Raw genomic sequence first — 25864 nt, forward strand, 5'->3', positions numbered from 1 at the left:
TTTCAATTCAGGGTCTTAATGTTTATTTTTACACCTGCGACAGATTGTCATTCAAATCTATTATTTCAAAGTGAACAGAGAAGAATTCAAAAAGAAACACGGAATTATTAGCCAATCCAGTGAAATAAATGACTTGGTTGATGTAGTAATGCAGGTAGCATCATCTGACATTACAATCTTAGTTTATGGTGAGAGCGGAGTCGGGAAAGAGGTTTTTGCACGTGCAATTCATAACTCAAGTAAAAGAGCCGGGAAAGAACTCGTAAGTGTAAACTGTGGTGCGATACCGGAGGGAATTCTGGAAAGCGAATTATTCGGACACAAGAAAGGTGCTTTCACCGGAGCCTTTGAAGGAAGAAAAGGTTACTTTGAAATTGCTGATGGCGGTACACTTTTTTTAGATGAGATAGCAGAGATGCCTCTTACCACTCAGGTGAAAGTTTTGAGGGCGATAGAATTTAAAGAGTTCATGCGTATTGGTGCTGAAACCGTTACTAAAGTTGATGTAAGAATCATAGCAGCAACAAATAAAGATTTGCAGGAAGAAGTCAACAACAGAAAATTCAGGGAAGATTTATTCTTCAGACTTAAAGCTGTCAGTCTGAATATTCCTCCGCTGCGAAAAAGAAAAGGGGATATTCCGTTACTCGTGAATCATTTTCTTGAGCAATATGCAAAAGCAAATAATTTACCTATTCCGAAAATTACAGATGATGCGATGGATTTTTTGTTTGAATACAATTGGCCGGGTAATGTTCGTGAGCTTAAAAACACCATCGAAACTGCATTTGCACTTAACAGAAGTGGAATTATAGATGTTGATTCATTTGCGAATTTAGCAGCACCTGTTGAAAATAATAATTCAATGAGAAACTTACCTGTATTCTTGCGTAAAACACCTGAAGATGCTGACAGGGAACTTTTATACAGAGCACTGTTCGAAATAAAAAAGGATTTGATTGAACTTAAAGATCTTGTAGTGAATACTAGCAGGGAAACAGCAGTCAAAACAGATGAACCAAAAAAGAATCTTTTTGCACTGGATGTCATCGAACGCGATACGATAAAAGCTGCACTTGATAAAACCCGTGGTAATAAGAGAAAAGCTTCCAAATTATTGAATATCAGCGAACGTACTTTATACAGAAAAATTAAGCAATATGACTTATTGGAAGAAGGATTATGAACCGAATTAACGTGAATATTAAAACTATCGTGAGAAATTCACTATTTGTTATGTTGTTCGGGACAAGCGCCGTAATTAATTTTGGATGCGGAAGTTATTCTTTTACCGGCGCCTCGGTTCCTGAACATTTGAAGACAATAGCAATTCCAATTGCTGAAGATAAAAGTCCGGCTGCGATTCCGGGATTACGTGAATCATTGACCGATATGCTTATTCAGAAGTTTATAAGCGACAATTCACTGCAGGTTACTGAAAGATCAACTGCAGACGCAACTCTGGAAAGCGTTATTACTTCAGTAACTGATGCACCTGCAATTGTAAGCGCTGGTGAAGAAATTACTTCAAGACGATTGACAATCAATGTAAAAGTCGTCTACAAAGATCTGGTTCAGAGAAAAACAATTTTTGAAAATACCTTCACTAATCATGGTGATTATGTACCGGGTGAAGCAACTAATAACAGAGATAACGCCATAGCAACCGCGATAGATAAAATTTCAGAGGATATTTTGCTGGCCGTAGTTTCCGGCTGGTAATCAAAAGGAAAAATTATGGACAATATAGTTTTAATAGGATATTTTGTTTCACTTTCTATTCTTTTCGTTTTCGGACTGCACGGTTTTGTGCTTCTCTATTATCATAGAAAGTATAAAGATGTAAAGTTCAATCCGGAAAAAGATTTTGAAGTGACTCCACTCGTGACAATTCAACTTCCTTTATACAACGAACTTTATGTAATTGAACGATTAATTGATAAAGTCTGCGAAATAGAATATCCAAAAGATAAACTTGAAATCCAGGTTCTTGATGATTCAACTGACGAAACAGTTGAAGTTGTTGCAAAAGCTGTAGATACTAAGAAAAAAGCAGGGTTCAATATTGAACACATAAGAAGAAGCAACCGCGAAGGATTTAAAGCCGGTGCTTTGAAAGAAGGATTGAAAATTGCCAGCGGTGAATATGTTGCGATCTTCGATGCTGATTTTATTCCTTATCCAGATTTTCTAAAAAAGACTTTAAAATTCTTTGCAGATGAAAAAGTAGGAATGGTACAAACGCGCTGGGAACATTTGAATGGAGATCACTCACTAATTACCCGCGCACAGGCACTTGCGTTGGATGGACACTTCGTTATCGAGCAAACAGTTCGAAACAAAGCAGGTTTCTTCATTAACTTTAATGGAACCGGAGGTGTCTGGAGAAAGTCGTGCATTGAAGATGCAGGAAACTGGCATGCTGATACTTTGACTGAAGATCTTGATCTAAGTTACCGTGCTCAATTAAATGGATGGAAGTTTGTTTTCTTAAAAGATTTTACTTCGCCTGCAGAACTGCCTCAGGAAATCAATGCTTTGAAATCCCAGCAGTTCAGATGGACAAAAGGTGCTATTGAAACTGCGAAGAAAATTCTTCCTCTTGTTTGGAATTCTGATGTTCCGCTGAGGATAAAATTATACAGCACTTTTCATTTGACGAATAATATTGTGTTTCCGTTCATTCTTTTAGCTGCAATTTTAAATGTGCCGCTCATATTCGTTAAAAACAGCGGTGGTCACGAAGTCTATTTTGCTTTTATGTCAATCTTTGTTTTGGCATTCATCAGCTCTTTTATGTTCTATCTTTATTCACAGAAAGATATTCATCCCGATTGGCGGAAAAGAATTGTTCTCTTCCCGATCTTCATGGCTGGAAGCATGGGCTTTGCGTTGAATAATTCCCGTGCTGTGTTTGAAGGATTGCTTAACCGTAAAAGTGAATTTGTAAGAACCCCAAAATTCAAATTAGTATCTGAAAAAGATACATGGGTTGGGAAGAAATATTCAAAAAATAAAATTGGCTTTGCAGTTATTGTTGAATTGATACTTGCATTTTACTGTCTAATTGGTGTGGTATCGAGTATTTACTTTATGGAGATAGCAAGTCTTCCTTTTCAGCTTTTATTTTTTATAGGATTTTCGTTCGTATCCATTACATCAATAAAGCATGCTTTTGCAAAAAATGCTGCTCATTAATTTTGTTTGAATCGTGGATGATAAATTATCAGCAAGAGCTAAATTAATTTATGAACGGGACAACAACTCTCCTCTTTTTCTAAGAACAGCCGAATACTATCTTCAAATTGGCGAGCCACAGACTGCTCTTACAATTCTTGAAAACGGAATAAAAATTTTTTCAGAACATCCGCTGGCTTTTATTATGCTCGCTAAAGTTTTTTTAAAGCTCGGAGATATTCAAAAAGCTGAAGCTTACTTTAAAAAATCAAGCGAAGTATTAGATAATCACCTAACTTTTGAACATTATAAATCAGAGTTCAAACTATCCAATAAACCATCTTCACCGTTCGATACTTCGAGAGGAAGCATTTTTATAAATCAAAACGATGATGACGATGAGTATGAGGAAAGAATAAATAAAAATACAGATTCGGTTGATGACCGGCTTTCCGAAATTGCTGATGAGTTGATGAACAGAAAAATAGATCGTTCAGAAGACACATCTTTCACTCCTTCTGCTATAAATGAAATTGCCCCTGATAAAACTAAACTAGCAACTGAGACATTCGCTAATATATATCTTTCCCAGGGACAGAAGCTGGAAGCGATTAAAATTTATGAATTACTTATACAACGATTTCCCGATAAGAAAGAATATTATGAAGCAAAAATTCAGGAAATAAAATCGCAGTAAGTACTGGTAGCCTTTCTATTTATCGTAAACGACATTCAATGACGAAAATTTTATCAGCTAAAAAACTAACCAAGAATTTCTACAAAAGGGATGTACTAATTGTTGCGAAAGATTTATTGGGTAAAATTCTGGTGAAAAAAGAAAAAAGTGGAGTGCTGGCAGGTAAAATTGTGGAAGTTGAAGCTTACCACGGCGATGTAGATGAAGCGTCTCATTCATTCCGCGGTAAAACCAAAAGAAATGAAATTATGTTTGAAGCAGGTGGTTATTTGTATGTTTACTTCACATACGGCGCACACTTCTGTTGTAATGTTGTAACTGGTACAAAAGGACAGGGTACTGCAGTTTTAATTCGTGCAGTTGAGCCAATATCCGGAATTGAAAGAATGATAGAAAATCGTTTCGGTAGAAAGCTGAAAAATGAAAAAGAAATTTTTAACATCACAAGCGGTCCTGGTAAAGTTTGTGCAGCTTTTGATATTACTAAATATAATTCCGGCACTGATCTGACTGGAGAAAAAATCTTTCTTCTTCATAAAAAAAAACTTAATGACAGTGAGATTGGTATTTCAAAAAGAATTGGTATAACAAGATCAGTTGAATTACCTTGGAGATTTTTTATTAAAAATAATCCTTACCTTTCACGCAAATGAAACCGCCGGAAAAAATATTGTTGGTCAGGACTGACAGAATTGGTGACGTTGTTTTATCGTTACCGATGGCAGAGGTTATTAAGAAAAAATATCCGCAGTGTAAGGTCTCGTATTTCATTCGTGAATACACAAGTGCTTTGCTTGAAGGTAATTCTTTTGTCGATGAAGTAATCATCGCGGAAGAATCTGATGGCAAAATTATTTTTAGTGAGAATCTCAGAAAAATAAAATTTGAGAAGTTCGATACTTGTGTAGTGATAAATCCAACGCCAAAGATTGCGTTGATAATGTTTCTTGCTGGAATAAAAAACCGGATCGGTACAGGATATCGCTGGTATTCATTTTTATTCAACAACAAAGTTTATGAGCACCGGAAATACGGCGACAAGCACGAGCTTGAATACAACATTAATTTACTCACGCAAATTGGAATCGAAAAAGATATTTCGTCTAAAGATATTAAATTCAATCTGACTACAAATGAAAATAGTCTAAGAAACGTTGAATCATTACTTGTTGAAAATGGTTACAAACCGAATAACAAGATAGTTGTAATTCATCCCGGAAGCGGCGGGAGTTCGGTAGATCTTCCAAAAGAAAAATTAATTCAACTCACAAAACTGATCAGTAAGATAGAAAAAGTAACAGTTGTAATCACCGGGAGTAAAAATGAAATTGATCTCTGCAAAGAATTTGAAGTTAATGATTCGGTAATCAATCTTGCTGGTGAGCTTGATCTTAATCTATTAAAAGCATTAATAAAAAAATCCAACCTGTTTATTTCCAATTCAACAGGACCGATGCACATCGCTTCCGCATTCGGAGTGTATATCATCGGATTTTTCCCTAAAATTTTATCGTGTTCACAAAAAAGGTGGGGACCGTATACTGATAAAAGGACAATCTATGTCCCAACAATTGATTGTAGCAATTGTACCCGCGAACAGTGTGAAAAACTCAATTGTATGAATAGCATTGATATTGGCAAAGTATTTGACGAAACTAAGAGCGTATTGAAAATTCAATAATGAATGGAGATCGAAAATGTATTTTAATAAGTGGATGTATGTTTTATTGTTCATAGGATTCAGCGCAATTAGTACATCTCCTCAATCTGCATTATCAAAGAATGAATTCAGAAGTGTTGAGAACAAAGCATTTAAAGAAGGAGAAAAGCTGACCTTTGACCTGAATTATGGTTTCGTAACTGCAGGTATCGCCGTAATGGAAATTCCGAGAATTAAAAAAATATCCGGACGAAATGCTTATCATATTAATTTTGAAGTCAACTCAGTTCCAAGCTTCGATATGTTTTATAAAGTACGTGATCGTTACGAAAGTTATCTTGATGTTGAGGGGCTATTTCCGTGGAGATTTGAGCAGCATATCAGAGAAGGTGGATATACACGGGACTTTTCAGCATTCTTTGATCACAGAAAAGGAAAAGCAAAAACAAGCGAGGGTGAATACGATATACCCCTTTATGTGAACGATATTATCTCAGCATTTTATTATGCACGGACAATTGATTACTCAAGTATGAAAGTGAATGACTTAATTAACCTTCAAAACTTTTATAAGGATGAAGTTTATGATCTCGATGTAAAATATTTAGGTAAAGAAACCATAGAAGTGCCTGCTGGTAAGTTCGAATGTATAATCGTTGAACCGCTGGTGCAGGAAGGCGGCTTGTTCAAACACGAAGGAAATATAATAATCTGGCTTACCGATGATGAATTAAAAATGCCTGTAAAAGTCAGAACCAAGATTATAATCGGTCACGTTGAAGCAAAATTAACGAAGTATGAAGGTCTCGCCGGAAAATTAACTTCAAAGCGTTAATTCCATATTAAATTGATTATCAGGAGGAAGCGATCGCTTCCTCTTTTTTTATTAATCACTGTATAATTTGTTAACTTTGCTTTAAATAAAATTCATAGAAAACTCAAAGCGTAAATTGGAAGAACAAAATAATCAGCAAAATCAACCGGATGTAGAAAATTCGACAGAAATAAAGAATTTAACCGAATTGCAGTCACCTTATCCGCTAATTTCACCTGTTGCAGCAGCCTTTCTTGGCTTAATTGGTGGATTTATTCTTTATCAGTTTGTTGGCGGACTGCTGACTATTTTAATTTTTGGCTTCGATATCGAAGCCGCACCTGTGAATGGAATCAGGTTTGTCACAATCATCGGGCAGATACTTTTCATTTTTCTTCCGGCAATATTATTTAGCAAATGGATTTATGGTGATATTTCGAAAATTATTTCACTAAAAGTACCGCGCATAAAGGAAGTTTTGCTGTTCGTGATTGGAATATTAATTCTTACTCCGTTGCTTCAAAGTTATCTTTATATACAAAACTATTTTTTTGAACAATTGGCACAATCCTCTGAATTCATTAACTCGATTAAATTCCTGCTTGATTCGCTGAATGAACTTATAGAAAAAACTTTCGGCAATCTGCTCCGTGCTGACAATTTTGTTGAAGTGCTTCTTGTGATAATTACCATCTCCATCATTCCGGCAATTTGTGAAGAAGTGATGTTCCGAGGTTTTATTCAGAGGAGTTTTGGTTTCAAATTTAAACCGCATATTGCTGCCTGGCTAACTGCAATATTCTTTGCATTATACCATTTCAATCCTTATGGATTAATACCGCTTGCAATAATCGGATTCTATCTTGGTTTTGCAGCTTACTCAAGCCAGTCGCTTGTGATTCCGATAATTATTCATTTCCTGAATAACTTTTTTGCAGTAATGCTGTATTTCATAATCGGTGATGATGAATTATTTAAAAGCAATGTTTCCGATGTAGCTTCACTGGATACGAACATAATTTACTTTGTCGTGTTGCTGGTTTCGTTTATCGTTTTAATGTTTATCATAAAAAAATATTATCAAAGTAGAAAAATAGAGGAGACGATATAATGGCTGTATGTCCAAATTGTAAATATGAATACGTTCCCGGGATAACAATTTGTCCCGACTGTAATACTCCGCTTGTTGATGCATCTGAATTAAAGAATTACGAAGAACTTTCAGAGCAGGATTGGGCTCTTGTTTATACCGCGTTTAGTGAAATCAAGGTTGAGATGTTAAAGAAAAATCTTCAAAGCGCTGGTATTGCTGCATCTGTTCTTTCACAGAAAGATTCAAGTTTTCCCGCTCCTGGCGATTTATCAGTAGTAAAGTTATTCGTTAAAAAAGCTGATGTTCCTGAAGCACTGGAGTTTATTCAGGAAGTAACAAAAAAGGATTTAGATTCCGGGGAAAATGGCAGCGACTGAAAACTTTAAAAGAGTTATCGTTTCAATTCTTGCAATTCCGATAATCCTTATCTCCAGTTATTTGGGAGGTTATTATTTCTTTGCGTTCGTTACGATTATCAGCATACTTTCGTTTTATGAATTCAGTCTGCTTGCAAAAAATAAAAATGCAAATGTGAATTTGATTTTTGGCAGTTTAATTATTTTTTCATTGCTGCTAAACGGGTTTCATAAGTTCTATGATCAGGCTGATTTAATAATATTAGTTTCACTGCTATTGCTTGCAGTAGAATTATTCAGGAATAACGGTTCAGCAATCTTGAACCTCGGTGCAACCTTTCTCGGAATTTTCTATATCGGAATTTTTTCAACAACATTCATTTCCATTCGAGAATTCTACTCAGCTGGTATCGAATCAAATATTTACGGTGCGTACTTAATCATTTCAATTCTTGCTTCTATCTGGATAGGAGATTCCGCCGCTTATTATGGTGGTATTACTTTTGGCAGGCATAAATTATTTCCCCGTGTAAGTCCTAAAAAAAGCTGGGAAGGAGCAATTTTTGGTTTTATTTTCTCGGTCGGGACTATGATTTTGGCGAAGGTGATTGTGCTGGATTTCCTGAGCTGGCAAAGTGTTGTAATCATAGGAATACTTATCGGAACAATTGGACAGATCGGCGATTTGGTAGAATCACTTTTAAAAAGAGATGCAGAAGTAAAAGATTCATCTTCAATAATTCCGGGTCACGGCGGTTTCTTCGATAGGTTTGATTCGTTGTTGTTCAGTGCACCTGCTATCTGGCTGTATCTAAAATATTTCAATTAATATTTATAGAAATGAAGACGCGGGAAAAAGTTAGTGTAATTACATTAGGTTGTGCCAAAAACACAGTTGATTCAGAAAGATTGCTAAGACAATTGCAGCTTAATAATCTTGACCTTCGCACAAATCCTTCCGAAGCTGATACAGTTATCATAAATACCTGCGGATTTATTGAAGCAGCAAAAGAAGAATCAATCAATACGATAATGAGTACGGTTGCCAGCAAGAATTCAGGAATAACTAAAAGAATTTTTGTAGCTGGATGTTTGTCAGAGCGGTACAGAGATCAGCTTCAGAGAGAAATTCCCGAAGTGGATGTTTTCTTCGGGACGGAAGATTATCAAAAAATAATCACTGAACTCGGTGGTGAACTAAAAAAGAATCTACTAGGTGAAAGAGTTCTTTCAACTCCTTCGCATACAGCTTACTTAAAAATCTCCGAAGGTTGCGATCATCCCTGCTCTTTTTGCGCAATACCAATAATGCGTGGTCTGCATAAATCCAAATCTATTGAAGAGCTTGTTGCTGAAACCGAGTTCCTTGCAAAAAACAATACAAAGGAATTGGTGCTTATAGCACAGGATACAACCGATTATGGAAAAGATCTTTACAATAAAAGAAATATTGCGGAACTTATCTTAAGACTTAGTGAAGTTAATGGAATTAAATGGATCAGGTTGATGTATGCTTATCCATCAAGGTTTCCGGAAAAACTGATAGATGAAATCAAGACTAATGAAAAGGTTTGCAAATACATTGATATTCCATTGCAGCATATATCGGATAATATCTTAAAATCAATGCGGAGAGGAATAACAAGCCGGCAGACTCGGGAATTACTAACTCAGTTAAGGAATGAAATTCCCGGTTTGGTGCTAAGGACAACTTTCATTGTTGGATATCCCGGTGAAACTGAAAAAGAGTTTCAGGAGCTATGTGATTTTGTTCGTGAATTTAAATTTGAAAGAGTAGGAACATTCACTTATTCACAGGAAGAAAATACTTTTAGTTACGATCTTGGTGACCCTGTTCCTGAAGAAGTGAAAAAGGAGCGTCAGAGTACTTTAATGGAAATCCAGCGTGAGATTTCTCTTGAAAAAAATAATGATATGGTCGGAAAAGAACTGAAAGTATTAGTTGAATCTAAGGAGGGAGATTTTTATGTTGGAAGAAGTTACCGGGATGCACCCGAAGTTGATGGAGAAGTTTTAATAGATGCTGATGATACCGAAATTGTTCCGGGTAATTTTTATGTGGCGCAGGTTTATGATTTTGATGAATACGATCTTTTTGCTAGAATTAAGAAATAATAAGGAATATTAAAATGAAAAAGCTGATTATTATTTTCGTTGGAGTTTTTACTGTTCTCGCTTTTACACAGACAGATAATAAATCCCAGATCCCTGACAATAAAGTTAAATACTATCAGGATTTCATTTCTTTCCGGGGAACTGACGACAAAGCAAGACTTGATTACTTTGTCCAGGTACCATATAATGCTGTTCAATTCGTTAAAACTGGTCAGGGTTTTGAAGCTTCGTATATGATGACAGTTTCCGTCTTCGACCAGGACAACGAAAAGCTGATAACTGAAAAAGTTTGGAATGAAAAGATCGTGGCAATAAGTTTTGAACTGACCAACTCACCTGATAATTTTAATCTTGGTTCCCGTTCCTTCGAACTTTCGCCCGGAGTTTATTCTGTAAAAACAACTTTACTGGACAAAGATTCGAAGAATGAATACAGCACTGAAAGTAAAATAAACATAAAACAGTTCAATGAGCTTCCATCGCTAAGTGATATTATGCTGATTTCAGGTAAGACCGTTGTCGATGGAAAATCTAAAATAGTTCCAAATGTTTCAAGAAATATTGTTACCGATAGAGATGCACTCTCAATGTTTTATGAAATTTATTCTGACACCGTCTCAAAACTGCGTGTGGATTATGAGATATTTGATGAAAATGAAAAGCGGGTATACAACTCGGAGGAAAAGATAAATATTAAGTCTGGCAGCAACCAGATTTTTCACGAACTTGATTCGCTGGTACTCGATCTTGGAAAGAATCTGCTGACAATAACATTGAAAGATTCAGCAGGAAAGGTGATTGATTCATCCAGAAAAACATTTGTATCACGCTGGAAAGGTGTACCTGTTTACATAACTGATCTTGATAAAGCGATCGACCAGATGATTTACCTGGCAAACCCGGAAGATTTATCTTATATAAAAGAACCGGAAGAACGTATTGAAAAAGCAAAAAGATTTGTTGGATTTTGGAAAAAGCAGGATCCAAACCCTGCAGATGAATACAATCCCGTTTTCAACGAATACTATAACAGAGTTGCTTATGCGAATCAGAATTTCACAACCTATTCGCTGGAAGGATGGAGATCTGATCGTGGAATGGTTTTAATTATTCTCGGAGCTCCGGATAATATCGATCGTCATCCATTTGAGTATTATGCTAAACCGTACGAAGTCTGGCAATATTATAATCTTAACAAGCAGTTTATATTTACAGATTATTCAGGTTTTGGTGATTACAGGTTAGACCCAAGCACACCACTTTATGGAGATTTGTATAGGTTTCGGTACTAATTTAGGTAATAATTTGAAATAATAACAAATGTACACAAAGCGATTGATATATTATTACCAAAGACTAAAGCTAATTTTTCTTCTCGAATAAGATGTATCTCGATGGTTCAGGTGGATGAATTTTCCTGTACTTATCAGATATAAACATGGATTGAGTGTTGTCTTTTGTTGTTAATAAATATTTAAAGCCAAGTGAATCACTAAGACTGATTTTATAGAACCTCTGCATATTGGCTACTAATGCCCAGTCTTCTGCTAAAGCTTTTGGATAAACTGAAATTATCACTCTTTCCGGTAGCTTAATGTTTGTACAGAAAAATCATGATGAAATTCTTTGTTTTTCCTCAAAGAATTATTTTCAAAAAACATTATTGATATTGATGTAATAAAAAATATAATCGCAACTGTGGTAACTATTCGTCTGGTTCTGGCATTCTCTACTGTAATGTTGTTTAATCTGATTGAATAATTTTCGAACAAACGGGCAATTGCCAGAGTATAGAAAGGGAAGGAAGGAAATAAATACCATCCCATCTGTTTAGAACTTAACATAATAGGTAAACTGCCGCAAAGTGCTATAAAGAAATATAACCAAAATACTTTATCTGCTTTTAAATAGAACTTAAACCTATCTTTAATAATGAAAACAATTGAGAATAGTATTGCTATAATTATAGGAACCATAATTTCACGGTTAATTACTCGCAATGCGTCTAAAGGAGTTTCAACATTTTTCCGGGTTCCTGATAGACTTGCGAATAACTGAGTCTCAAGATATTTCGATAAAAAAGTCGATGCTTCTTTGTTTGAAAGAATGATTAATGTTACTGCTCCCAATGTTCCAAGTATAAAAGAAGTTATAACGAGTGCCTTGCTGAGTTTTATATCTCTGAGTGTGAAGAAGGCCACTAGCGGGATAATCAATGGATAGAATCCAACTGGGCCTTTGGAAAGTACAGCAACCGAGATGCAAATTCCACTCGCAGCAGCATATATAAAAATTTTGAAATTCTTTGTTTCCTTAATTGATTTGATTGAAGTATATGATGCTGCTAAAATAAAAACCGTCATGGTAATTTCAAGCATATTACTGGAGAATAACCAGGTAAAAAGAGGAATCGATGTAAACAATAATACCAATGACCATGAACTTTGATTATTATTTTCTGCATTATCTGCTTCCTTCCATATTAATACTAAAAGAAACAGAACAATCAAACCGGCTATGAAGCCCCAGAATTGTTCGATCAGACCAGAATTTCCAAAAATCCTGTAAGCAAATGATTCTAGCCATATACCAAACGTCGGCTGTTCATAAAATATTTTGTACACAGTTTCGGTGTAATATGGTTTCCACATGCTGCCGTATCCTTCTGCCATATTCCTGGCGATGCTTGCATACGTAACACCATCAAAAAACATTCCATAACTTAACATTCGCGGCAACATTAAAAGAAAATATACTGAAGTAGAGAAAAGTAATAATGAACTTGAAAATAATTTTTTCATATGAAGTTAACCGTATTAATATTTGAGAGGAAACTTTAATCGTTCACAGAAATTAATAATTATTTAATTTTAAGTTACAAAGAAAATTTATTCAAAATACAATGAACTTGTTATAGTATTTATGATACTAACCATCACAATCAATCCTCTTCTTGAAAGACGCTATTATTATTCGAAGGTTGACCTATCTAAAGTTAACAGGCAAGGGAAACTTGTAATTAAAGCTGGCGGTAAAGGAATAAATGTAAACAGACAGCTGAACAAGCTTAACATAAAAAATACTGCGATGCTGTTTATCGGAGGTAACAATGGAAAACTTTTAAGAGAATCACTTCGGAACGAAAAAATTAATTACTCTGAAATAATTACAAAAGTCGAAACAAGAGATTCAGCAATCATAATCGACGAATCCAATGAAAAAGTCTATTCATTCTTTGGAATAGATGCTGCGATTTCTTCACAGGAAGTTTCTGATTTTATAATGAAGATGGAAAAGGCTATTGCTGCATGTGAGATGGTTGTATTTTCAGGAAGTTCGCCCTGCGATGAAAACGATAAAATATTTGTTGAAGGAATAAAAATTGCAAATGAACTGGATAAAATTTCTGTTTGTGATACTTATGGAAAACATCTTTCGACTTGCTATGAAGCTTCACCTACAATAGTGCATAACAATGTTGACGAACTGCAATCTTCGTTTCAAATCAAACTAAAAAATGAATCAGATTATATTGATTTTCTCAATATCTTATACAAAAAAGGAATCAAGCAGGTATATCTCACTGATGGCAACAAACCATTTTATGCTTCCAATTTTGACTTTCATTATAAAGTAAATCCTCCTGAAATTGACACAGTGGATTCTACAGGCAGCGGCGATGCATTCGTTTCCGGGATAGTTTATGGATGGCATGACAAGCTGACATTTGAACAGCAATTAAAATTTGCAACCGCTCTTGGAGCATTAAATGCTAGATCTCTTGAAGTTTGTGAAGTTGAACTTCCGGATTCACAAATGCTTGCGGAAGAAATTCGGATTGAACCAATTGGAAAGACTCTTAAACATTTGAATGATACTCCTCAATAAAAATATTTTTTTATTTTTTTTAATTGGTACTTCTTTTCTGTATGCTCAAAAGATTGATAAAATAGAAATCAACAAGAATGAAATTTTCAGCGATACAGAAATTCTAAGCTGGGCAGGACTGAACGAAGGTCAAAATTATTTTCCCCCAATTATAGACACATCTCTCTCTCGTATTTCTACCGGACTTATATCAAATGGCTATTTTAATTTTTCTTTCGATGGATCGAATTCTGAGTTTTCAGATGATTCACAAAAAGTAATTTTGACATTCAATGTAATTGAAGGTCAGCCTACTTTTATTAAAGAAATAGAAATCAGCTCAAGTGATACAATAGATATTAATGAATTCGAATCGTCGCTGGAATTTTTGCGGGGAGAGATATTCAATCAATTTGAAATTGAAGCGAGCGTAAGTAATCTTCTTACAGATTTTGAGAACCGTGGATTTCCTTTTGCCGCAGTCAAAATTCAATCTGTTTATTTCTACGATGATTCCATCAGCAATGAACATTATGCTGATCTTTTTATTACTCTTGAAGAAGGAAGAAAAAGCAAAATTGACAAAATTGAAGTGACAGGAAATACGTCGACTAAGGATTATGTGATTATTCGTGAACTTAGGATTGATACTGGTGAGGAATATTCGCAGCAGAAAATTGAGAACTTGCCGAGACGTTTGAATAAGCTTCGTTACTTTGATCCGGTTCCAACACCACAATTTTACATTGACTCGCAGAATAATGGTGTTCTTCAGATTAATGTGAAGGAAAGAAATACAAATAACTTTGATGGAATTATCGGCTATGTTCCACCTGCAACAAATGATGAAAAAGGTTATGTTACCGGTTTGGTAAACGTAACTCTCAGAAATATTTTTGGGACAGGAAGAGCCGCAGCAATCAGATGGCAGAAACCCACACGCTCAAATCAGGAATTGGAACTTAAATATTTGGAGCCGTGGCTATTCAGTTTTCCATTCAATCTGAACGCTGAACTATTCCAGCGAATTCAGGATTCCACTTATGTGCAAAGAAGGATTGGTGGAGCACTTGAATTTCTTGCCACTGAAGATATTTCAGCGTCTGCTTTTATCTCAACCGAAGAAATTATTCCAACAGAACGACAGGTTCCTGTATTTACTGTTTATAATTCTTCTTCGTTGACAACAGGACTTGGACTTCGGATTGATTTCAGGAATGATCCTATTGCCACAACGAGCGGATTTCTTTTTGAAACGAGCTACTCTTTCAGCAATAAGGATATTAATGGTCCTGCAGAATATATCACTCCACAAACAGAGACAAATATTAATTTGCAGAGGATCACAATCGGATTCGGAGCTTTCTATGAAATCTTCTCCCGAAATGTTTTGGCATTTAATGTTAGCGGAAAGGAACTTAACGGTCCTTTTTTTGAGCAAAGTGATCTCTGGAGATTCGGAGGAACAAGAACAGTCCGTGGTTACAGGGAAGAGCAATTTTTGGCATCACGAATTGCGTGGTCAAATCTTGAATACAGATTGATGCTGACACCAAGATCGTACACTTTTCTTTTTCTTGATGCTGGTTATTATTTTCTGGATGCAGATCCGGAGCGGGGAATTGCGCAGCAGGAAGATTATATTTTTGGATATGGTCTTGGAATTACTATTGAAACTGCAATCGGGTTGCTCGGTGTCAGCTTTGCTCTTGCTGAAGGTGAAACATTCAGCGAAGGCAAAATACATTTTGGAATTATTAATGAGTTTTGATTGTTCTTAATGAAAGGAATGAAATGTCAGGGCGAAAAAAAACATACTCAAATAACGACATAACAGTCATCTGGAAACCGGATGTTTGTATCCATTCAACCAAATGCTGGAAAGCATCGTTAAAAATTTTTAATCCAAAGAGAAGGCCGTGGATTGATATGTCTGGCGGTTCAACAGAAGAAATAATAAAAATAGTTGATAACTGTCCTTCGGGAGCGTTAGCATATGAAAGGAATAATAAAATGAGCGAACAAAAGGCACAACCTGCTCAATCTCAGCAATCACAAACTACCGTCCAGGTAAGTAAAGGCGGACCATATCTCGTTAAAGGAAAATTCGTTTTTGTAGGAACAGATGGAAAAGAAGAAACAAAAGAAGGTTCAATTGCACTCTGCCGTTGTGGTGGTTCAAACAACAAACCTTTCTGTGACGGCACACATCGTAAAATTGGTTTTGATCAAGGTTGAATTAAGTAAAAGTCGTCAAGCTGAACTCGTTTCAGCTTCTGATTCATTCCGCGCGTTGTGATGAAGATTCCGAAACAAGTTCGGAATGACAAGCTGAACGATTTCTTTTTCTTTTCGTAAGTTTAAGCGAATCTTTCATTAAAACTTTTTCAGCTTTGACAGAAAAACTTACAGCAATAATAAAACTTATTCGACCAATTAATTTCCTGATTACTTTCATTTCAGTAATTGTAGCTGCTGTTATTTGCCTTCCTGATAAATCACTTGGAATAAATATATTCATTGCTGCTTTTGCTGCTTCTCTTGTGATGGCTTCGGGAAACATCATCAATGATATTTTTGATATTGAAATAGATAAAATAAACAGACCTGAGCGCCCTCTTCCATCTGGGAAAATATCAAGCAGAATAACTATTGTCCTTTATTTTATCTTTTTACTTTTATCTTTAATCTTTACCTGGCTTATCAATCTGCCGGCTTTTCTCATTGTAGCTGTGACAAATCTGATGTTGTACCTCTATTCAAAAATCTTTAAAAGGATTCTGCTTGTTGGCAATATTGTTGTCGCACTCTTAACGGGACTTGTTTTCATCTTCGGTGGAGTTGTGGTTGGAAATCCTTCTGTAGCGATAATTCCAGCATTGTTTGCTTTTCTGATCAATCTTATCAGAGAAATTGTAAAGGATATGGAAGATGTTGAAGGTGACAGAAAAGCTGATGTAATTACATTTCCTACAAAGCTTGGTCTTCAGAATTCAAAGGTGTTGATTCTTGTAATAACTATTTTACTTGTGCTTTTTACACTTTATCCTTTTTTAACTCAGATGTACAACATAGAATATTTCATAGTTGTTATGTTAATTGTAAATCCTATTTTAGTCTACTCAATGAAACTGCTTTTCGAGAATGAAACGCCTGGAAGTTTGAATAAAATAAGTAATCTCTTAAAATTAAATATGGTGTTTGGTTTAATTGCTATCTACTTTGGAGTATAAGCCAGAGGCTTACAAGTGAAATCATTCGACAAAAAATATTTAAACAGCAAAGTAAAATATCTTGCCGGGGTTGATGAAGCTGGACGAGGTCCGCTTGCAGGTCCGGTTGTAGCTGCTGCTGTCATCTTCAACAAAAATACGTTTATAAAAGATGTAAATGATTCAAAGCAGTTGACCGAAAGCAAAAGAGAAGAATTATTCGATAAAATTATCTCGAAAGCTTTGGCGTATTCGGTTTCAATAATCGATCACTATGTTATCGATGAAATAAACATACTCAATGCAAGTCTATTAGCGATGAAAAAAGCAGTCGACGATTTAAAGATTAAACCGGATTTGATACTTGTTGATGGTAACAGAGCATTTCAATCGGAAATTCCGTTGATACCAATAGTCAAAGGTGATTCATTATCATTTTCGATTGCAGCAGCGTCTATTCTCGCAAAAGTTACACGAGACAGATTGATGAAAAATCTTGCAGCTCAGTATCCGGAATATTTTTGGGAACAGAACAAGGGATATCCAACAAAACAGCACAGGGATATCCTGTTGAAAATCGGTCCGAGTCCGCTCCACAGAAAAACATTTCTGAAAAATATTTTCGCCGAACAGCAGGAAATAAATTTTGCATCCGATTATTTTAATGATACTGAATTATGAAACTCGATAAGAAGGAACTTGCAAAAAGAGGAGAAGATCTTGCTGCTAAAATATTAATCGACAATGGTTATCAAATTCTTGAGCGCAACTATAGATTTAGTCACGGAGAGATTGACATAATTGCCATTGATCCAAAAAATGGATTCACAGTTTTTGTTGAAGTGAAGGCAAGGCAAAATCTTGAATTTGGCGAACCTGAATATTCAATCACAAAAAACAAACAGAAGCAGATCAGGAAACTCGCTGAACTATACCTTTATGATAAAGGAATAACTGAAATCGATTGCCGTTTTGATGTGTTTGCTATACTGTTCGAGGACCTTAATAATCCTGTTGTGAACCACTACGAGAATGCTTTTTAGTTTTCTTTATCTTTAAATGAACTAATTGATATTCTTTTATTCTATAAATAACCCTGCACCAGGTCCAACAGGTAAACCCAGTATCATCCATAAAATAAATAACAAAGTCCAGGCAAGTAAAAAGAAAAAAGAGTAGGGAAGCATTGTTGCTATTACAGTTCCAATGCCAGCTTTACTTTCGTACTTTTCGACAAAAGCTACGATAAGAGCAAAATAGGACATCATTGGTGATATAATGTTTGTAGTGCTGTCACCAATTCTATATGCGACCTGAACAAATTCCGGGGAGTATCCAAGAAGCATAAACATTGGAATAAAAACAGGAGCCATAATTGCCCATTTAGCCGATGCACTTCCCATGAAAAGATTTATAAATCCTGATACGATTATAAAACTTATCATTAAAGGTACTGCACCAAGTCCGGACGATTTCAGAAATTCAGCACCTTCTATCGCAACTATCAGTCCGATGTTTGTCCAATTAAAGTAAGCTACAAACTGAGCCGCAAAAAAAACGAGCACCATGTAAACACCAAGTGATTCAATCGATTTGCCCATACCTTTCATTACATCTGTATCGTTTTTAAATGTCTTTGCACCTATCCCAAACGCAATACCCATCAATCCAGCCCCAATAAAAATAAATGCTACAATCCCTTTCATAAAAGGTGAATTAAGCAAATCACCGGTTCCTAATTCACGAAGGAAGCCATTATCCGGGACCAGACCAATCAAAATAATAACTGTAAGTAAAATTCCCGCAATTAAGGCGTACCATAATCCCTTTTTCTCTTCTTTAGTCAGTGGATTCAGTTCTTCAGGCGCAGCTCCGCCTTCATACTTTCCTAACCTCGGCTCCACAATTTTTTCTGTTACCCAGGTTCCAGCTGCAGCAATAACAAAAGTTGAAACAAACATAAAATAATAATTACAGGCTGCGTTAACACTATAAGTAGGATCGATTATGTGTGCGGCTTCTTCTGATAAGCCTGCAAGTAACGGATCGATAGTTCCCAATAAGAGGTTTGCACTATAACCACCGCTTACTCCGGCAAAAGCCGCGGCTAAACCTGCAATTGGATGCCTTCCGACAGCAAGAAAAATTATTGCAGCCAGCGGAACTAATAAAACATAACCAACTTCACTTGCAGTATTAGATAAGATCCCGGCAAAGACTATCACGAAAGTTAAAAGTCTTTTCGGTGCTTTGATAACAAGCAGCCTTAAACCCGCACTCATTAATCCGCTTGATTCAGCTATACCTATTCCTAACATTGCTACTAACACTGTGCCGAGCGGTGCAAAACTTGTAAAGTTTGTAACCATCTTGACTATGATCATATGTAAACCTTCGACAGTTAGTAAGCTTACGGGTTTAATCGATTCACCAGTGGCTGGATGAATTACTTCAAGATTCAGTGCGCTTACAATTCCCGAAATAAAAATTATTGCAACAGCAAAAATTGCAAATAGCGTTGCAGGATGTGGGAGTGCATTTCCTACTTTTTCAATAATTGTAAGGAATTTATCTAGTAATTTTACTCTTGGTGGAGTATCTGTTGTCATTCGATTATTATAGTTTATAATGTGAAATTGAATTGAAAAAATCTATATAATTATAATTCAATATGTCAGGATAGTACTAATTATCCAAATTTCTTCCGCAACATTTTAATTTGATGAATTCAACATTTTGAATTTACAATACCGTCCATTTTCTATATTTTTACAAGACAATTAACTTAGATTGATTAAGATACATTGAATAATTTTATCACATCTGGCAAACTTTTCAATACTACAGAAAAAAGACTAACCGAATTCTTTACAATGCTCGGCGGTTTAACAAATTTTTCTATGCGATTCTTTAAAGAAGTTTTCATTCCTCCTTACGAAATTGAACAGATACGAAAGCATATGATAGAGCTTGGGATGAAAACTCTTCCGATTGTTGGAGTGACTGGTTTTATAATCGGATTGGTTATCGCAATGCAGCTTAGCCCAGTGCTCAAAAGATTTGGTGCCGAAGCATTTTTACCCGGTTCAGTTGGAATATCAATAGTTCGTGAACTTGGTCCGGTAATCTGTGCATTGATTTTTGCGGGAAGAGTCAGTTCAGGAATTGGTGCGGAACTCGGTTCAATGAGAGTTACAGAACAAATTGATGCAATGGAAGTTTCAGGAGTAAATCCTTTCAGGTATCTCGTTGTTACCAGAATTTTTGCGACTACATTTATCCTTCCAATTCTTATTGTGTACGTAATTTTCATATCTCTTATTGGCGCTTATATAGCTGTTGTCCTCGTTCAGAATATGACCTGGGCATATTACATTGACAGAGTAATTTTTGCAGTTGAATTCGGTGATGCAATTCCCGGTGTAACCAAAACCTTCGTTTTTGGATTCATTGTCGGACTCGTCGGATCTTACAAAGGATACACCACTGAAAATGGTACCGAAGGTGTCGGCAAAGCTTCTACAAGTGCAGTAGTGGTTTCATCATTGCTAATTTTAATTTTTGATATGGTTCTTGTAAAACTATCACTCTGGATCTGGCCCGTGGTGAAATAATGGTTGAAATTACAGATTTACATAAATCCTTTGGAAGCAACGTTGTACTTGATGGAGTATCAATGAAAGTTAAAGAAGCTGAAAACATGGTAGTATTTGGAAGAAGCGGAACAGGGAAGAGTGTTTTGCTGAAATGTATGATTCGACTTTTAGAACCTGATTCGGGGGAGATCAGTATTCAGGATAAGAAAGTTCTCCAGCTTGATCTTAAGGAACTAAATGAATTAAGGAAAGACATCGGTTTTCTTTTTCAGGGTGCGGCATTATACGATTCGATGAGTGTTAGAGAGAATCTGGAATTCCCCCTCATTAGAAATTTCGATCTGGAAAAAAAAGAAATTGATGAAAGAGTTCATTTTGTACTTGATGCGGTTTCATTACTCGAAGCAATAGACAAAATGCCATCAGAGTTATCCGGTGGAATGAGGAAGAGAATTGGTTTAGCCAGATCGATTATTACCAAACCTAAATTAATGCTATATGATGAACCAACTACAGGACTTGATCCGATCACTGCAAAAGAAATAAGCGTTCTCATTAATGACTTGCAGCACAGATTGAAAATGACTTCTATAGTAGTTACTCACGATTTATTATGCGCTAAAATTATTGCCGACAGAGCCATTGTACTTAACGATGGGAAAATAGTTAAAGAAGGCAGCATAAATGAATTAGTAACATCAGATGATCCACTACTCAAAAACTTTTTTAGTGACGAGATATTTGAAAATAACGGGAGTTTAAAATGAAAGCAGGACTATCCGGTGCCAAGCTCGGTATTTTTATTTTTATCGGAAGCACTCTTCTGGTAATTGGAATTTTTATGCTTGGCAATAAGGAAGCTCTATTTAAACCGACTTTTACTATCAAAGCCTATTTTAATAACATTGAAGGATTACGCAATGGTGCGCCGGTAAAACTAAGTGGTATTGATGCCGGTGCTGTTCAGGATATTCGAGTGGTTGGTGATACAGTCAGCTTAATCGAAGTTAGAATGAGACTCCTGGATGAAATCAGGCACTTCATTACGGTAACGACTGTTGCTGAAATTCAGACTGAAGGCTTGGTCGGAAATAAATTTGTATCTCTAAAAGTTGGTGAAGGTGGAGCTGAACCGATTAAAGATGGAGGAGTAATTCTTGCAAAAGATCCCGTAAGCTTTGCAGATATCATAGAAGAAACTCAAGGTATAATGGGGTACACAAGAGAAATGACGAAGGACCTTTCTGAAATAATTAATAGAATAAATGCTGGCGAGGGGACCGCCGGGAAAATTTTTACTGATGACGCTTTGTACAATGCTGCAACTGATCTGACAAAATCAGCCGATAAAAGTCTTAATTCAATTACCAATGAACTTAATATAATCACACAACAATATAAGTCATTAGGTGTTTCTGTGAATTCAGCTGTTGAGAATATTAATAGAGTTGTTATCGGCATAGATACTCTGATTTCCAATGCCTCAAAAGGAAAAGGTGTGCTTGGTTCACTGTTAGTTGAAGGAACAAGTGCAGATTCAAATCTTCAAGCCCTCATTTTTAATCTGAAAGAGATTTCAGAAGAATCAAAAACTGCAGCAGTTAGTCTATCAGAAAATATGGAAGCATTAAAGCATAACTGGTTGTTTAAGAGTTACTTTGAAGAACGTGGGTATTGGGATGCTTCAGAATATGAAAAAGTAATTGACCGGAAAACAAAAGAATTGGATGAAAAAATTGAATTACTTGACCGGAAAATAGAGGAACTGAAATCACTGGAATCTTCAAATAAATAATTTTTTGAGAATTTTGATTTGGTACCATATTGGAGATAGTTGACATCTGGCAATAAATGTCATAAATTGTTCTCAAATTTTTTCATCACCAATCAAGGAGGCTTAATGAAAATCATCAGAATAAATCCCCTGAAATCTGATGGTAGCGGAAAGACCGCTGCATTTCTGGATATTCAAACGAACGATGGAATTATCATCAAAGGATTTCGGCTCATCAATGGTTCAAACGGACTGTTCCTTTCCTCTCCGGATCAGAAAGGCAAAGACGGCAAGTATTATGAAACCGTCACCCTTCCAAAAGAAATGAAAAGCGAACTCGAAAAGATGGCGCTTGAGGAGTATAATAAAAATAGTAATTGAACAGTTTTTTCTTTAGTTAATATTTGTAGGGGCGAGTCATTGACTCGCCCTTTTGGATTTATTCAAGATGAATAATGAATTTAAGAGATGACATCTTTCAGTGTACTATTTTTGACATAAAAAGATGCCATCTCTTCTCAATAAGCACTCACATTTTCCCCTCTCGTGTATTCAATAAATCCTTAAATTAGCTGGCTTGATTTAAGAATTCTTCTTTTTCTTACTGGCAATATTCTAAAATGAATTACAATAAATCATCAATAAATAATAAACGGATAATCGTAAAAGGTGCACGTGAGCACAACCTCAAAAACCTCAGCTTCGAGATTCCGAGGAACAAGCTTGTTGTGTTTACAGGTGTTAGCGGAAGCGGAAAATCTTCTCTCGTCTTCGATACAATTTATGCAGAAGGACAAAGAAGATATGTTGAAAGTCTTTCATCGTACGCACGACAGTTCCTGGAAAGAATGAACAAACCCGATGTCGATTTCATCCAGGGAATTTCTCCCGCAGTCGCAATTGAACAGAAAACTGTTGCACGAAATTCACGTTCGACAGTCGGAACAACCACAGAAGTTTATGATTATCTTCGACTTCTTTTTGCAAGAATCGGAAAGACAATCTGCTTTCAATGTGGAAAGGAAGTAACACGAGCAACCACAACTACAGTTGTTGATTGGCTTGAGAATCAAATTGATGGAACAAAATTTTATCTCGGCTTTCCGCTGCATCAGCACGAAGGACATACATTAAAAGAAGAAATTGATCTTCTTAAAAAAAGAGGATTCTTCAGAATTTATTCTAACAATAAACTTATTGATCTGAATGAAGAGAAATTTCCGGCAAAGAATGCAAAAGATATCCGGGTGATAATTGAGAGATTTAAATCTGAAAAAGGAAAGATTCGGGAGAAATTATCTGACTCGATTGAAGTTACATTCAAAGAAGGCGAAAACAGACTAATCATCATCAATGCAGATACCGGTGAAGAAAAAGAATTCAACAAATATTACGAATGTTGCGGAATAAGATACGAAGAACCAGAGCCGAGATTTTTTTCTTTTAACAATCCGTTTGGTGCATGTCCTGTTTGCCAGGGATTCAGCAAGACAATCGGTATCGATATGAATCTCGTAATTCCTGATCCGAATCTCAGCATAATGGATGGAGCAATAGCACCTTTTCGTGGTGCAAAGTACAGTTCATTTCTTCGTGACTTGGTTCAGAATGCAAAGCCATTTAAAATTCCGCTTCACGTTCCATTCAAGCAATTGACAGAAAACCAGGTTGAGCTTGTTAAAAAAGGCTTCGGAACATATCATGGAATTGATGGCTTCTTTGAAAAGCTGGAACAGAAAACTTACAAGATGCACGTTCGTGTTATGCTGAGTCGATTTAGAGGCTATACAATTTGTAATGCTTGCAAAGGTTCCCGATTAAGAAGAGAAGCTTTACAGGTGAAGATTTCAGGCAAATCCATTTATGACGTTGTTGCACTTCCGATTGAACATTCACTAAAGTTTTTTGAAGAGCTACACGTTTCTGAATATGATATGCTGATAGCTGAAAGAATTCTGAAAGAAATAATTAAGCGATTAAATTTTTTGAACGATGTTGGCATTGGTTATTTAACGATGGATAGACTAAGCAGTACACTTTCCGGAGGAGAAACGCAAAGAATTAATCTTGCAACTTCGCTCGGTTCATCATTAGTTGGAACTCTTTATGTACTTGATGAACCGACAATCGGACTTCATCCGAGGGATAATATCAGGCTAATTCGGTTACTAAAAAATCTTCGTGATATTGGCAACACAGTGCTTGTTGTTGAACACGATCCGGAAATGATGCAAAATGCTGATCTGATATTTGATATGGGTCCGAAAGCAGGAACAAACGGCGGAGAAATTATTGCAAACGGAACTGTCGATGACATTTTGAAAAACGAGAATTCAATTACAGGAAAATATCTTTCAGGAAGAATGAAAATTCCTCTTCCAAAAAAACGAAACACAAAAAAAACAAAGAGTATTGAAATTGTCGGTGCAAAGGAAAACAACTTAAAAAATCTTTCTCTCGAAATTCCTCTCAACAGGTTTGTTGTAATCACCGGTGTCAGCGGTTCGGGAAAAAGTACGCTCATTCACGATGTTCTTTATGCTGGAGTAGCAAAATATTTCGGAATGGCTCCTTCGCACATTGGAAAGTTTGATGATATTCTCGGCGCAAAATACATTGACGGAATTGAAATTGTAGATCAATCACCGATTGGTAAATCACCAAGGTCAAATCCAATCAGCTATGTAAAAGCATTTGAGCTGATAAGAGAATTATTTGCATCGACACATCAGGCAAAAGCAAGAGGTTACAAGCCGGGATATTTTTCTTTCAATGTTCCCGGTGGAAGATGTGAAACCTGTCAAGGCGACGGTTACATAAAAGTTGAAATGCAGTTTCTTGCCGATCTTTATTTAACCTGTGATGACTGCGGCGGAACCCGTTTCAAAAAAAGAAACGAGAGAAATTACTTATCACGGGAAAAATCTTGTTGATGTTCTTGAAATGACAGTCAGTGAAGCATTGGAATTTTTCAAAGATCACAGAAAAATTCATAACGTCCTTCAGGTTCTTTCCGATGTTGGATTGGGTTACATAAAACTTGGACAGCCTTCGAATACTCTTTCCGGCGGGGGAAGCACAGAGAGTAAAGCTAGCTTCGCATCTTGTTTCAAGCAGGGAAAGCAAGCACACGCTTTTTATTTTTGATGAACCAACAACCGGACTTCACTTCGACGATATTTCAAAGCTGCTCAATTGTTTTAATATGCTCGTTGAAAGAGGAAATTCGGTTGTCATAATCGAGCACAATCTCGATGTAATCAAGTGTGCTGATTACGTAATTGATCTCGGTCCCGAAGCAGGAGAAAAAGGTGGCGAAGTTGTTGCAACCGGTACACCTGAAGAAATTATTGAAGTCGAAGATTCGTGGACGGGGAAGTATTTGAAAGAGTATTTGAATGGGAATTAACGATAATATTCATCCAGCTCCCACTTCAGAGGGTTGTTTATGATTTGCATCTCGTAGGGGTTCAAAATTTTGA

General features: G+C 36.0%; 25 protein-coding genes and 1 pseudogene. 23 read left to right on the forward strand and 3 right to left on the reverse strand.

Annotation, left to right across the window (positions count from 1 at the left end; translation table 11 throughout):
• Window positions 1-70: 70 nt before the first annotated feature.
• The 12 genes from IPM14_05810 (at window position 71) to IPM14_05865 (ending at window position 11225) form a co-directional block, all read left to right on the forward strand.
• Window positions 71-1186, forward strand: coding sequence for a sigma-54-dependent Fis family transcriptional regulator (locus tag IPM14_05810; GenBank protein ID MBK9097639.1), 1116 nt, complete (start codon window positions 71-73; stop codon window positions 1184-1186).
• Window positions 1183-1722, forward strand: a complete 540-nt coding sequence (locus IPM14_05815; protein ID MBK9097640.1) for an LptE family protein — start codon at window positions 1183-1185, stop codon at window positions 1720-1722. Before IPM14_05810 ends, IPM14_05815 begins: the two co-directional genes overlap by 4 nt.
• A 15-nt stretch (window positions 1723-1737) precedes the next feature.
• Window positions 1738-3198, forward strand: coding sequence for a glycosyltransferase (locus tag IPM14_05820; GenBank protein ID MBK9097641.1), 1461 nt, complete (start codon window positions 1738-1740; stop codon window positions 3196-3198).
• 13 nt (window positions 3199-3211) lie between these two features.
• A complete protein-coding gene (locus IPM14_05825; protein MBK9097642.1) occupies window positions 3212-3874 on the forward strand; it encodes a tetratricopeptide repeat protein in 663 nt (220 codons plus the stop codon).
• 38 nt (window positions 3875-3912) lie between these two features.
• Window positions 3913-4527 carry a DNA-3-methyladenine glycosylase gene (locus IPM14_05830; GenBank protein MBK9097643.1) on the forward strand — a complete coding sequence of 205 codons (615 nt, stop codon included), beginning with the start codon at window positions 3913-3915 and terminating at the stop codon, window positions 4525-4527.
• Complete coding sequence (locus tag IPM14_05835) at window positions 4524-5555, forward strand: glycosyltransferase family 9 protein (GenBank protein ID MBK9097644.1); 1032 nt, start codon at window positions 4524-4526, stop codon at window positions 5553-5555. Before IPM14_05830 ends, IPM14_05835 begins: the two co-directional genes overlap by 4 nt.
• Window positions 5556-5589: 34 nt before the next feature.
• The gene (locus IPM14_05840; protein MBK9097645.1) at window positions 5590-6369 is read left to right on the forward strand and encodes a DUF3108 domain-containing protein; all 780 of its coding nucleotides are present in this window, start codon (window positions 5590-5592) and stop codon (window positions 6367-6369) included.
• A 94-nt stretch (window positions 6370-6463) separates the two neighbouring features.
• Complete coding sequence (locus tag IPM14_05845; protein MBK9097646.1) at window positions 6464-7459, forward strand: CPBP family intramembrane metalloprotease; 996 nt, start codon at window positions 6464-6466, stop codon at window positions 7457-7459.
• Window positions 7459-7818, forward strand: a complete 360-nt coding sequence (locus IPM14_05850; GenBank protein ID MBK9097647.1) for a DUF2007 domain-containing protein — start codon at window positions 7459-7461, stop codon at window positions 7816-7818. Before IPM14_05845 ends, IPM14_05850 begins: the two co-directional genes overlap by 1 nt.
• Window positions 7805-8626 carry a phosphatidate cytidylyltransferase gene (locus tag IPM14_05855; protein MBK9097648.1) on the forward strand — a complete coding sequence of 274 codons (822 nt, stop codon included), beginning with the start codon at window positions 7805-7807 and terminating at the stop codon, window positions 8624-8626. The genes IPM14_05850 and IPM14_05855 overlap by 14 nt, the downstream gene beginning before the upstream one ends.
• An 11-nt stretch (window positions 8627-8637) precedes the next feature.
• Window positions 8638-9933 (forward strand): 30S ribosomal protein S12 methylthiotransferase RimO, encoded by a 1296-nt coding sequence (gene rimO, locus IPM14_05860; protein MBK9097649.1) that lies wholly within the window; start codon window positions 8638-8640, stop codon window positions 9931-9933.
• A gap of 14 nt (window positions 9934-9947) precedes the next feature.
• The gene (locus IPM14_05865) at window positions 9948-11225 is read left to right on the forward strand and encodes a GWxTD domain-containing protein (protein MBK9097650.1); all 1278 of its coding nucleotides are present in this window, start codon (window positions 9948-9950) and stop codon (window positions 11223-11225) included.
• A gap of 70 nt (window positions 11226-11295) precedes the next feature.
• Here the strand turns inward: IPM14_05865 and IPM14_05870 are convergent, their stop codons facing one another.
• Both IPM14_05870 and IPM14_05875 read right to left on the reverse strand, forming a co-directional pair.
• Window positions 11296-11511: a hypothetical protein gene (locus tag IPM14_05870; GenBank protein ID MBK9097651.1), complete on the reverse strand. Its 216-nt coding sequence runs from the start codon at window positions 11509-11511 to the stop codon at window positions 11296-11298.
• Window positions 11508-12734, reverse strand: coding sequence for a glycosyltransferase family 39 protein (locus IPM14_05875; protein ID MBK9097652.1), 1227 nt, complete (start codon window positions 12732-12734; stop codon window positions 11508-11510). Before IPM14_05875 ends, IPM14_05870 begins: the two co-directional genes overlap by 4 nt.
• Window positions 12735-12855: 121 nt before the next feature.
• Between IPM14_05875 and IPM14_05880 the strand changes: the two genes are divergently transcribed.
• The 6 genes from IPM14_05880 (at window position 12856) to IPM14_05905 (ending at window position 18055) form a co-directional block, all read left to right on the forward strand.
• A complete protein-coding gene (locus tag IPM14_05880) occupies window positions 12856-13821 on the forward strand; it encodes a 1-phosphofructokinase (GenBank protein MBK9097653.1) in 966 nt (321 codons plus the stop codon).
• A complete protein-coding gene (locus tag IPM14_05885) occupies window positions 13805-15571 on the forward strand; it encodes a BamA/TamA family outer membrane protein (GenBank protein ID MBK9097654.1) in 1767 nt (588 codons plus the stop codon). Before IPM14_05880 ends, IPM14_05885 begins: the two co-directional genes overlap by 17 nt.
• Window positions 15572-15594: 23 nt before the next feature.
• On the forward strand, window positions 15595-16038 hold the full coding sequence (locus IPM14_05890; protein ID MBK9097655.1) for a (4Fe-4S)-binding protein: 444 nt from the start codon (window positions 15595-15597) through the stop codon (window positions 16036-16038).
• Window positions 16039-16193: 155 nt separating this feature from the next.
• Complete coding sequence (locus IPM14_05895) at window positions 16194-17033, forward strand: geranylgeranylglycerol-phosphate geranylgeranyltransferase (protein ID MBK9097656.1); 840 nt, start codon at window positions 16194-16196, stop codon at window positions 17031-17033.
• Window positions 17034-17048: 15 nt separating this feature from the next.
• On the forward strand, window positions 17049-17693 hold the full coding sequence (locus IPM14_05900) for a ribonuclease HII (GenBank protein MBK9097657.1): 645 nt from the start codon (window positions 17049-17051) through the stop codon (window positions 17691-17693).
• The gene (locus IPM14_05905) at window positions 17690-18055 is read left to right on the forward strand and encodes a YraN family protein (protein ID MBK9097658.1); all 366 of its coding nucleotides are present in this window, start codon (window positions 17690-17692) and stop codon (window positions 18053-18055) included. The genes IPM14_05900 and IPM14_05905 overlap by 4 nt, the downstream gene beginning before the upstream one ends.
• Window positions 18056-18091: 36 nt before the next feature.
• On the opposite strand, the gene IPM14_05910 is transcribed toward IPM14_05905, so the two are convergent.
• On the reverse strand, window positions 18092-19621 hold the full coding sequence (locus tag IPM14_05910; protein ID MBK9097659.1) for an AbgT family transporter: 1530 nt from the start codon (window positions 19619-19621) through the stop codon (window positions 18092-18094).
• Between the two features lie 264 nt (window positions 19622-19885).
• On the opposite strand from IPM14_05910, the gene IPM14_05915 reads away from it, so the two are divergent.
• The 5 genes and pseudogenes from IPM14_05915 (at window position 19886) to uvrA (ending at window position 25791) form a co-directional block, all read left to right on the forward strand.
• Complete coding sequence (locus tag IPM14_05915) at window positions 19886-20626, forward strand: ABC transporter permease (protein ID MBK9097660.1); 741 nt, start codon at window positions 19886-19888, stop codon at window positions 20624-20626.
• On the forward strand, window positions 20626-21375 hold the full coding sequence (locus tag IPM14_05920; protein MBK9097661.1) for an ATP-binding cassette domain-containing protein: 750 nt from the start codon (window positions 20626-20628) through the stop codon (window positions 21373-21375). Before IPM14_05915 ends, IPM14_05920 begins: the two co-directional genes overlap by 1 nt.
• Entirely contained in the window at window positions 21372-22403 is a 1032-nt protein-coding gene (locus IPM14_05925; protein MBK9097662.1) for an MCE family protein, read from the forward strand. The genes IPM14_05920 and IPM14_05925 overlap by 4 nt, the downstream gene beginning before the upstream one ends.
• Before the next feature lie 105 nt (window positions 22404-22508).
• A complete protein-coding gene (locus tag IPM14_05930; GenBank protein MBK9097663.1) occupies window positions 22509-22763 on the forward strand; it encodes a septation protein SpoVG family protein in 255 nt (84 codons plus the stop codon).
• A gap of 239 nt (window positions 22764-23002) precedes the next feature.
• Window positions 23003-25791, forward strand: a pseudogene (gene uvrA / locus IPM14_05935) (excinuclease ABC subunit UvrA).
• Window positions 25792-25864: the final 73 nt, after the last annotated feature.

It is taken from the genome of bacterium, assembly GCA_016716565.1.
GTDB lineage: Bacteria > Bacteroidota > Ignavibacteria > Ignavibacteriales > Ignavibacteriaceae > IGN2.

Bases quoted from the DNA above. Each gene is read 5' to 3' on its own strand.
- IPM14_05815 (MBK9097640.1), top strand. From the start codon at position 1,183: ATGAACCGAATTAACGTGAATATTAAAACTATCGTGAGAAATTCACTA.
- IPM14_05820 (MBK9097641.1), top strand. From the start codon at position 1,738: ATGGACAATATAGTTTTAATAGGATATTTTGTTTCACTTTCTATTCTT.
- IPM14_05830 (MBK9097643.1), top strand. From the start codon at position 3,913: ATGACGAAAATTTTATCAGCTAAAAAACTAACCAAGAATTTCTACAAA.
- IPM14_05835 (MBK9097644.1), top strand. From the start codon at position 4,524: ATGAAACCGCCGGAAAAAATATTGTTGGTCAGGACTGACAGAATTGGT.
- IPM14_05840 (MBK9097645.1), top strand. From the start codon at position 5,590: ATGTATGTTTTATTGTTCATAGGATTCAGCGCAATTAGTACATCTCCT.
- IPM14_05850 (MBK9097647.1), top strand. From the start codon at position 7,459: ATGGCTGTATGTCCAAATTGTAAATATGAATACGTTCCCGGGATAACA.
- IPM14_05855 (MBK9097648.1), top strand. From the start codon at position 7,805: ATGGCAGCGACTGAAAACTTTAAAAGAGTTATCGTTTCAATTCTTGCA.
- rimO (MBK9097649.1), top strand. From the start codon at position 8,638: ATGAAGACGCGGGAAAAAGTTAGTGTAATTACATTAGGTTGTGCCAAA.
- IPM14_05865 (MBK9097650.1), top strand. From the start codon at position 9,948: ATGAAAAAGCTGATTATTATTTTCGTTGGAGTTTTTACTGTTCTCGCT.
- IPM14_05875 (MBK9097652.1), bottom strand. From the start codon at position 12,734: ATGAAAAAATTATTTTCAAGTTCATTATTACTTTTCTCTACTTCAGTA.
- IPM14_05880 (MBK9097653.1), top strand. From the start codon at position 12,856: ATGATACTAACCATCACAATCAATCCTCTTCTTGAAAGACGCTATTAT.
- IPM14_05885 (MBK9097654.1), top strand. From the start codon at position 13,805: ATGATACTCCTCAATAAAAATATTTTTTTATTTTTTTTAATTGGTACT.
- IPM14_05890 (MBK9097655.1), top strand. From the start codon at position 15,595: ATGTCAGGGCGAAAAAAAACATACTCAAATAACGACATAACAGTCATC.
- IPM14_05905 (MBK9097658.1), top strand. From the start codon at position 17,690: ATGAAACTCGATAAGAAGGAACTTGCAAAAAGAGGAGAAGATCTTGCT.
- IPM14_05910 (MBK9097659.1), bottom strand. From the start codon at position 19,621: ATGACAACAGATACTCCACCAAGAGTAAAATTACTAGATAAATTCCTT.
- IPM14_05915 (MBK9097660.1), top strand. From the start codon at position 19,886: ATGCTCGGCGGTTTAACAAATTTTTCTATGCGATTCTTTAAAGAAGTT.
- IPM14_05920 (MBK9097661.1), top strand. From the start codon at position 20,626: ATGGTTGAAATTACAGATTTACATAAATCCTTTGGAAGCAACGTTGTA.
- IPM14_05925 (MBK9097662.1), top strand. From the start codon at position 21,372: ATGAAAGCAGGACTATCCGGTGCCAAGCTCGGTATTTTTATTTTTATC.
- IPM14_05930 (MBK9097663.1), top strand. From the start codon at position 22,509: ATGAAAATCATCAGAATAAATCCCCTGAAATCTGATGGTAGCGGAAAG.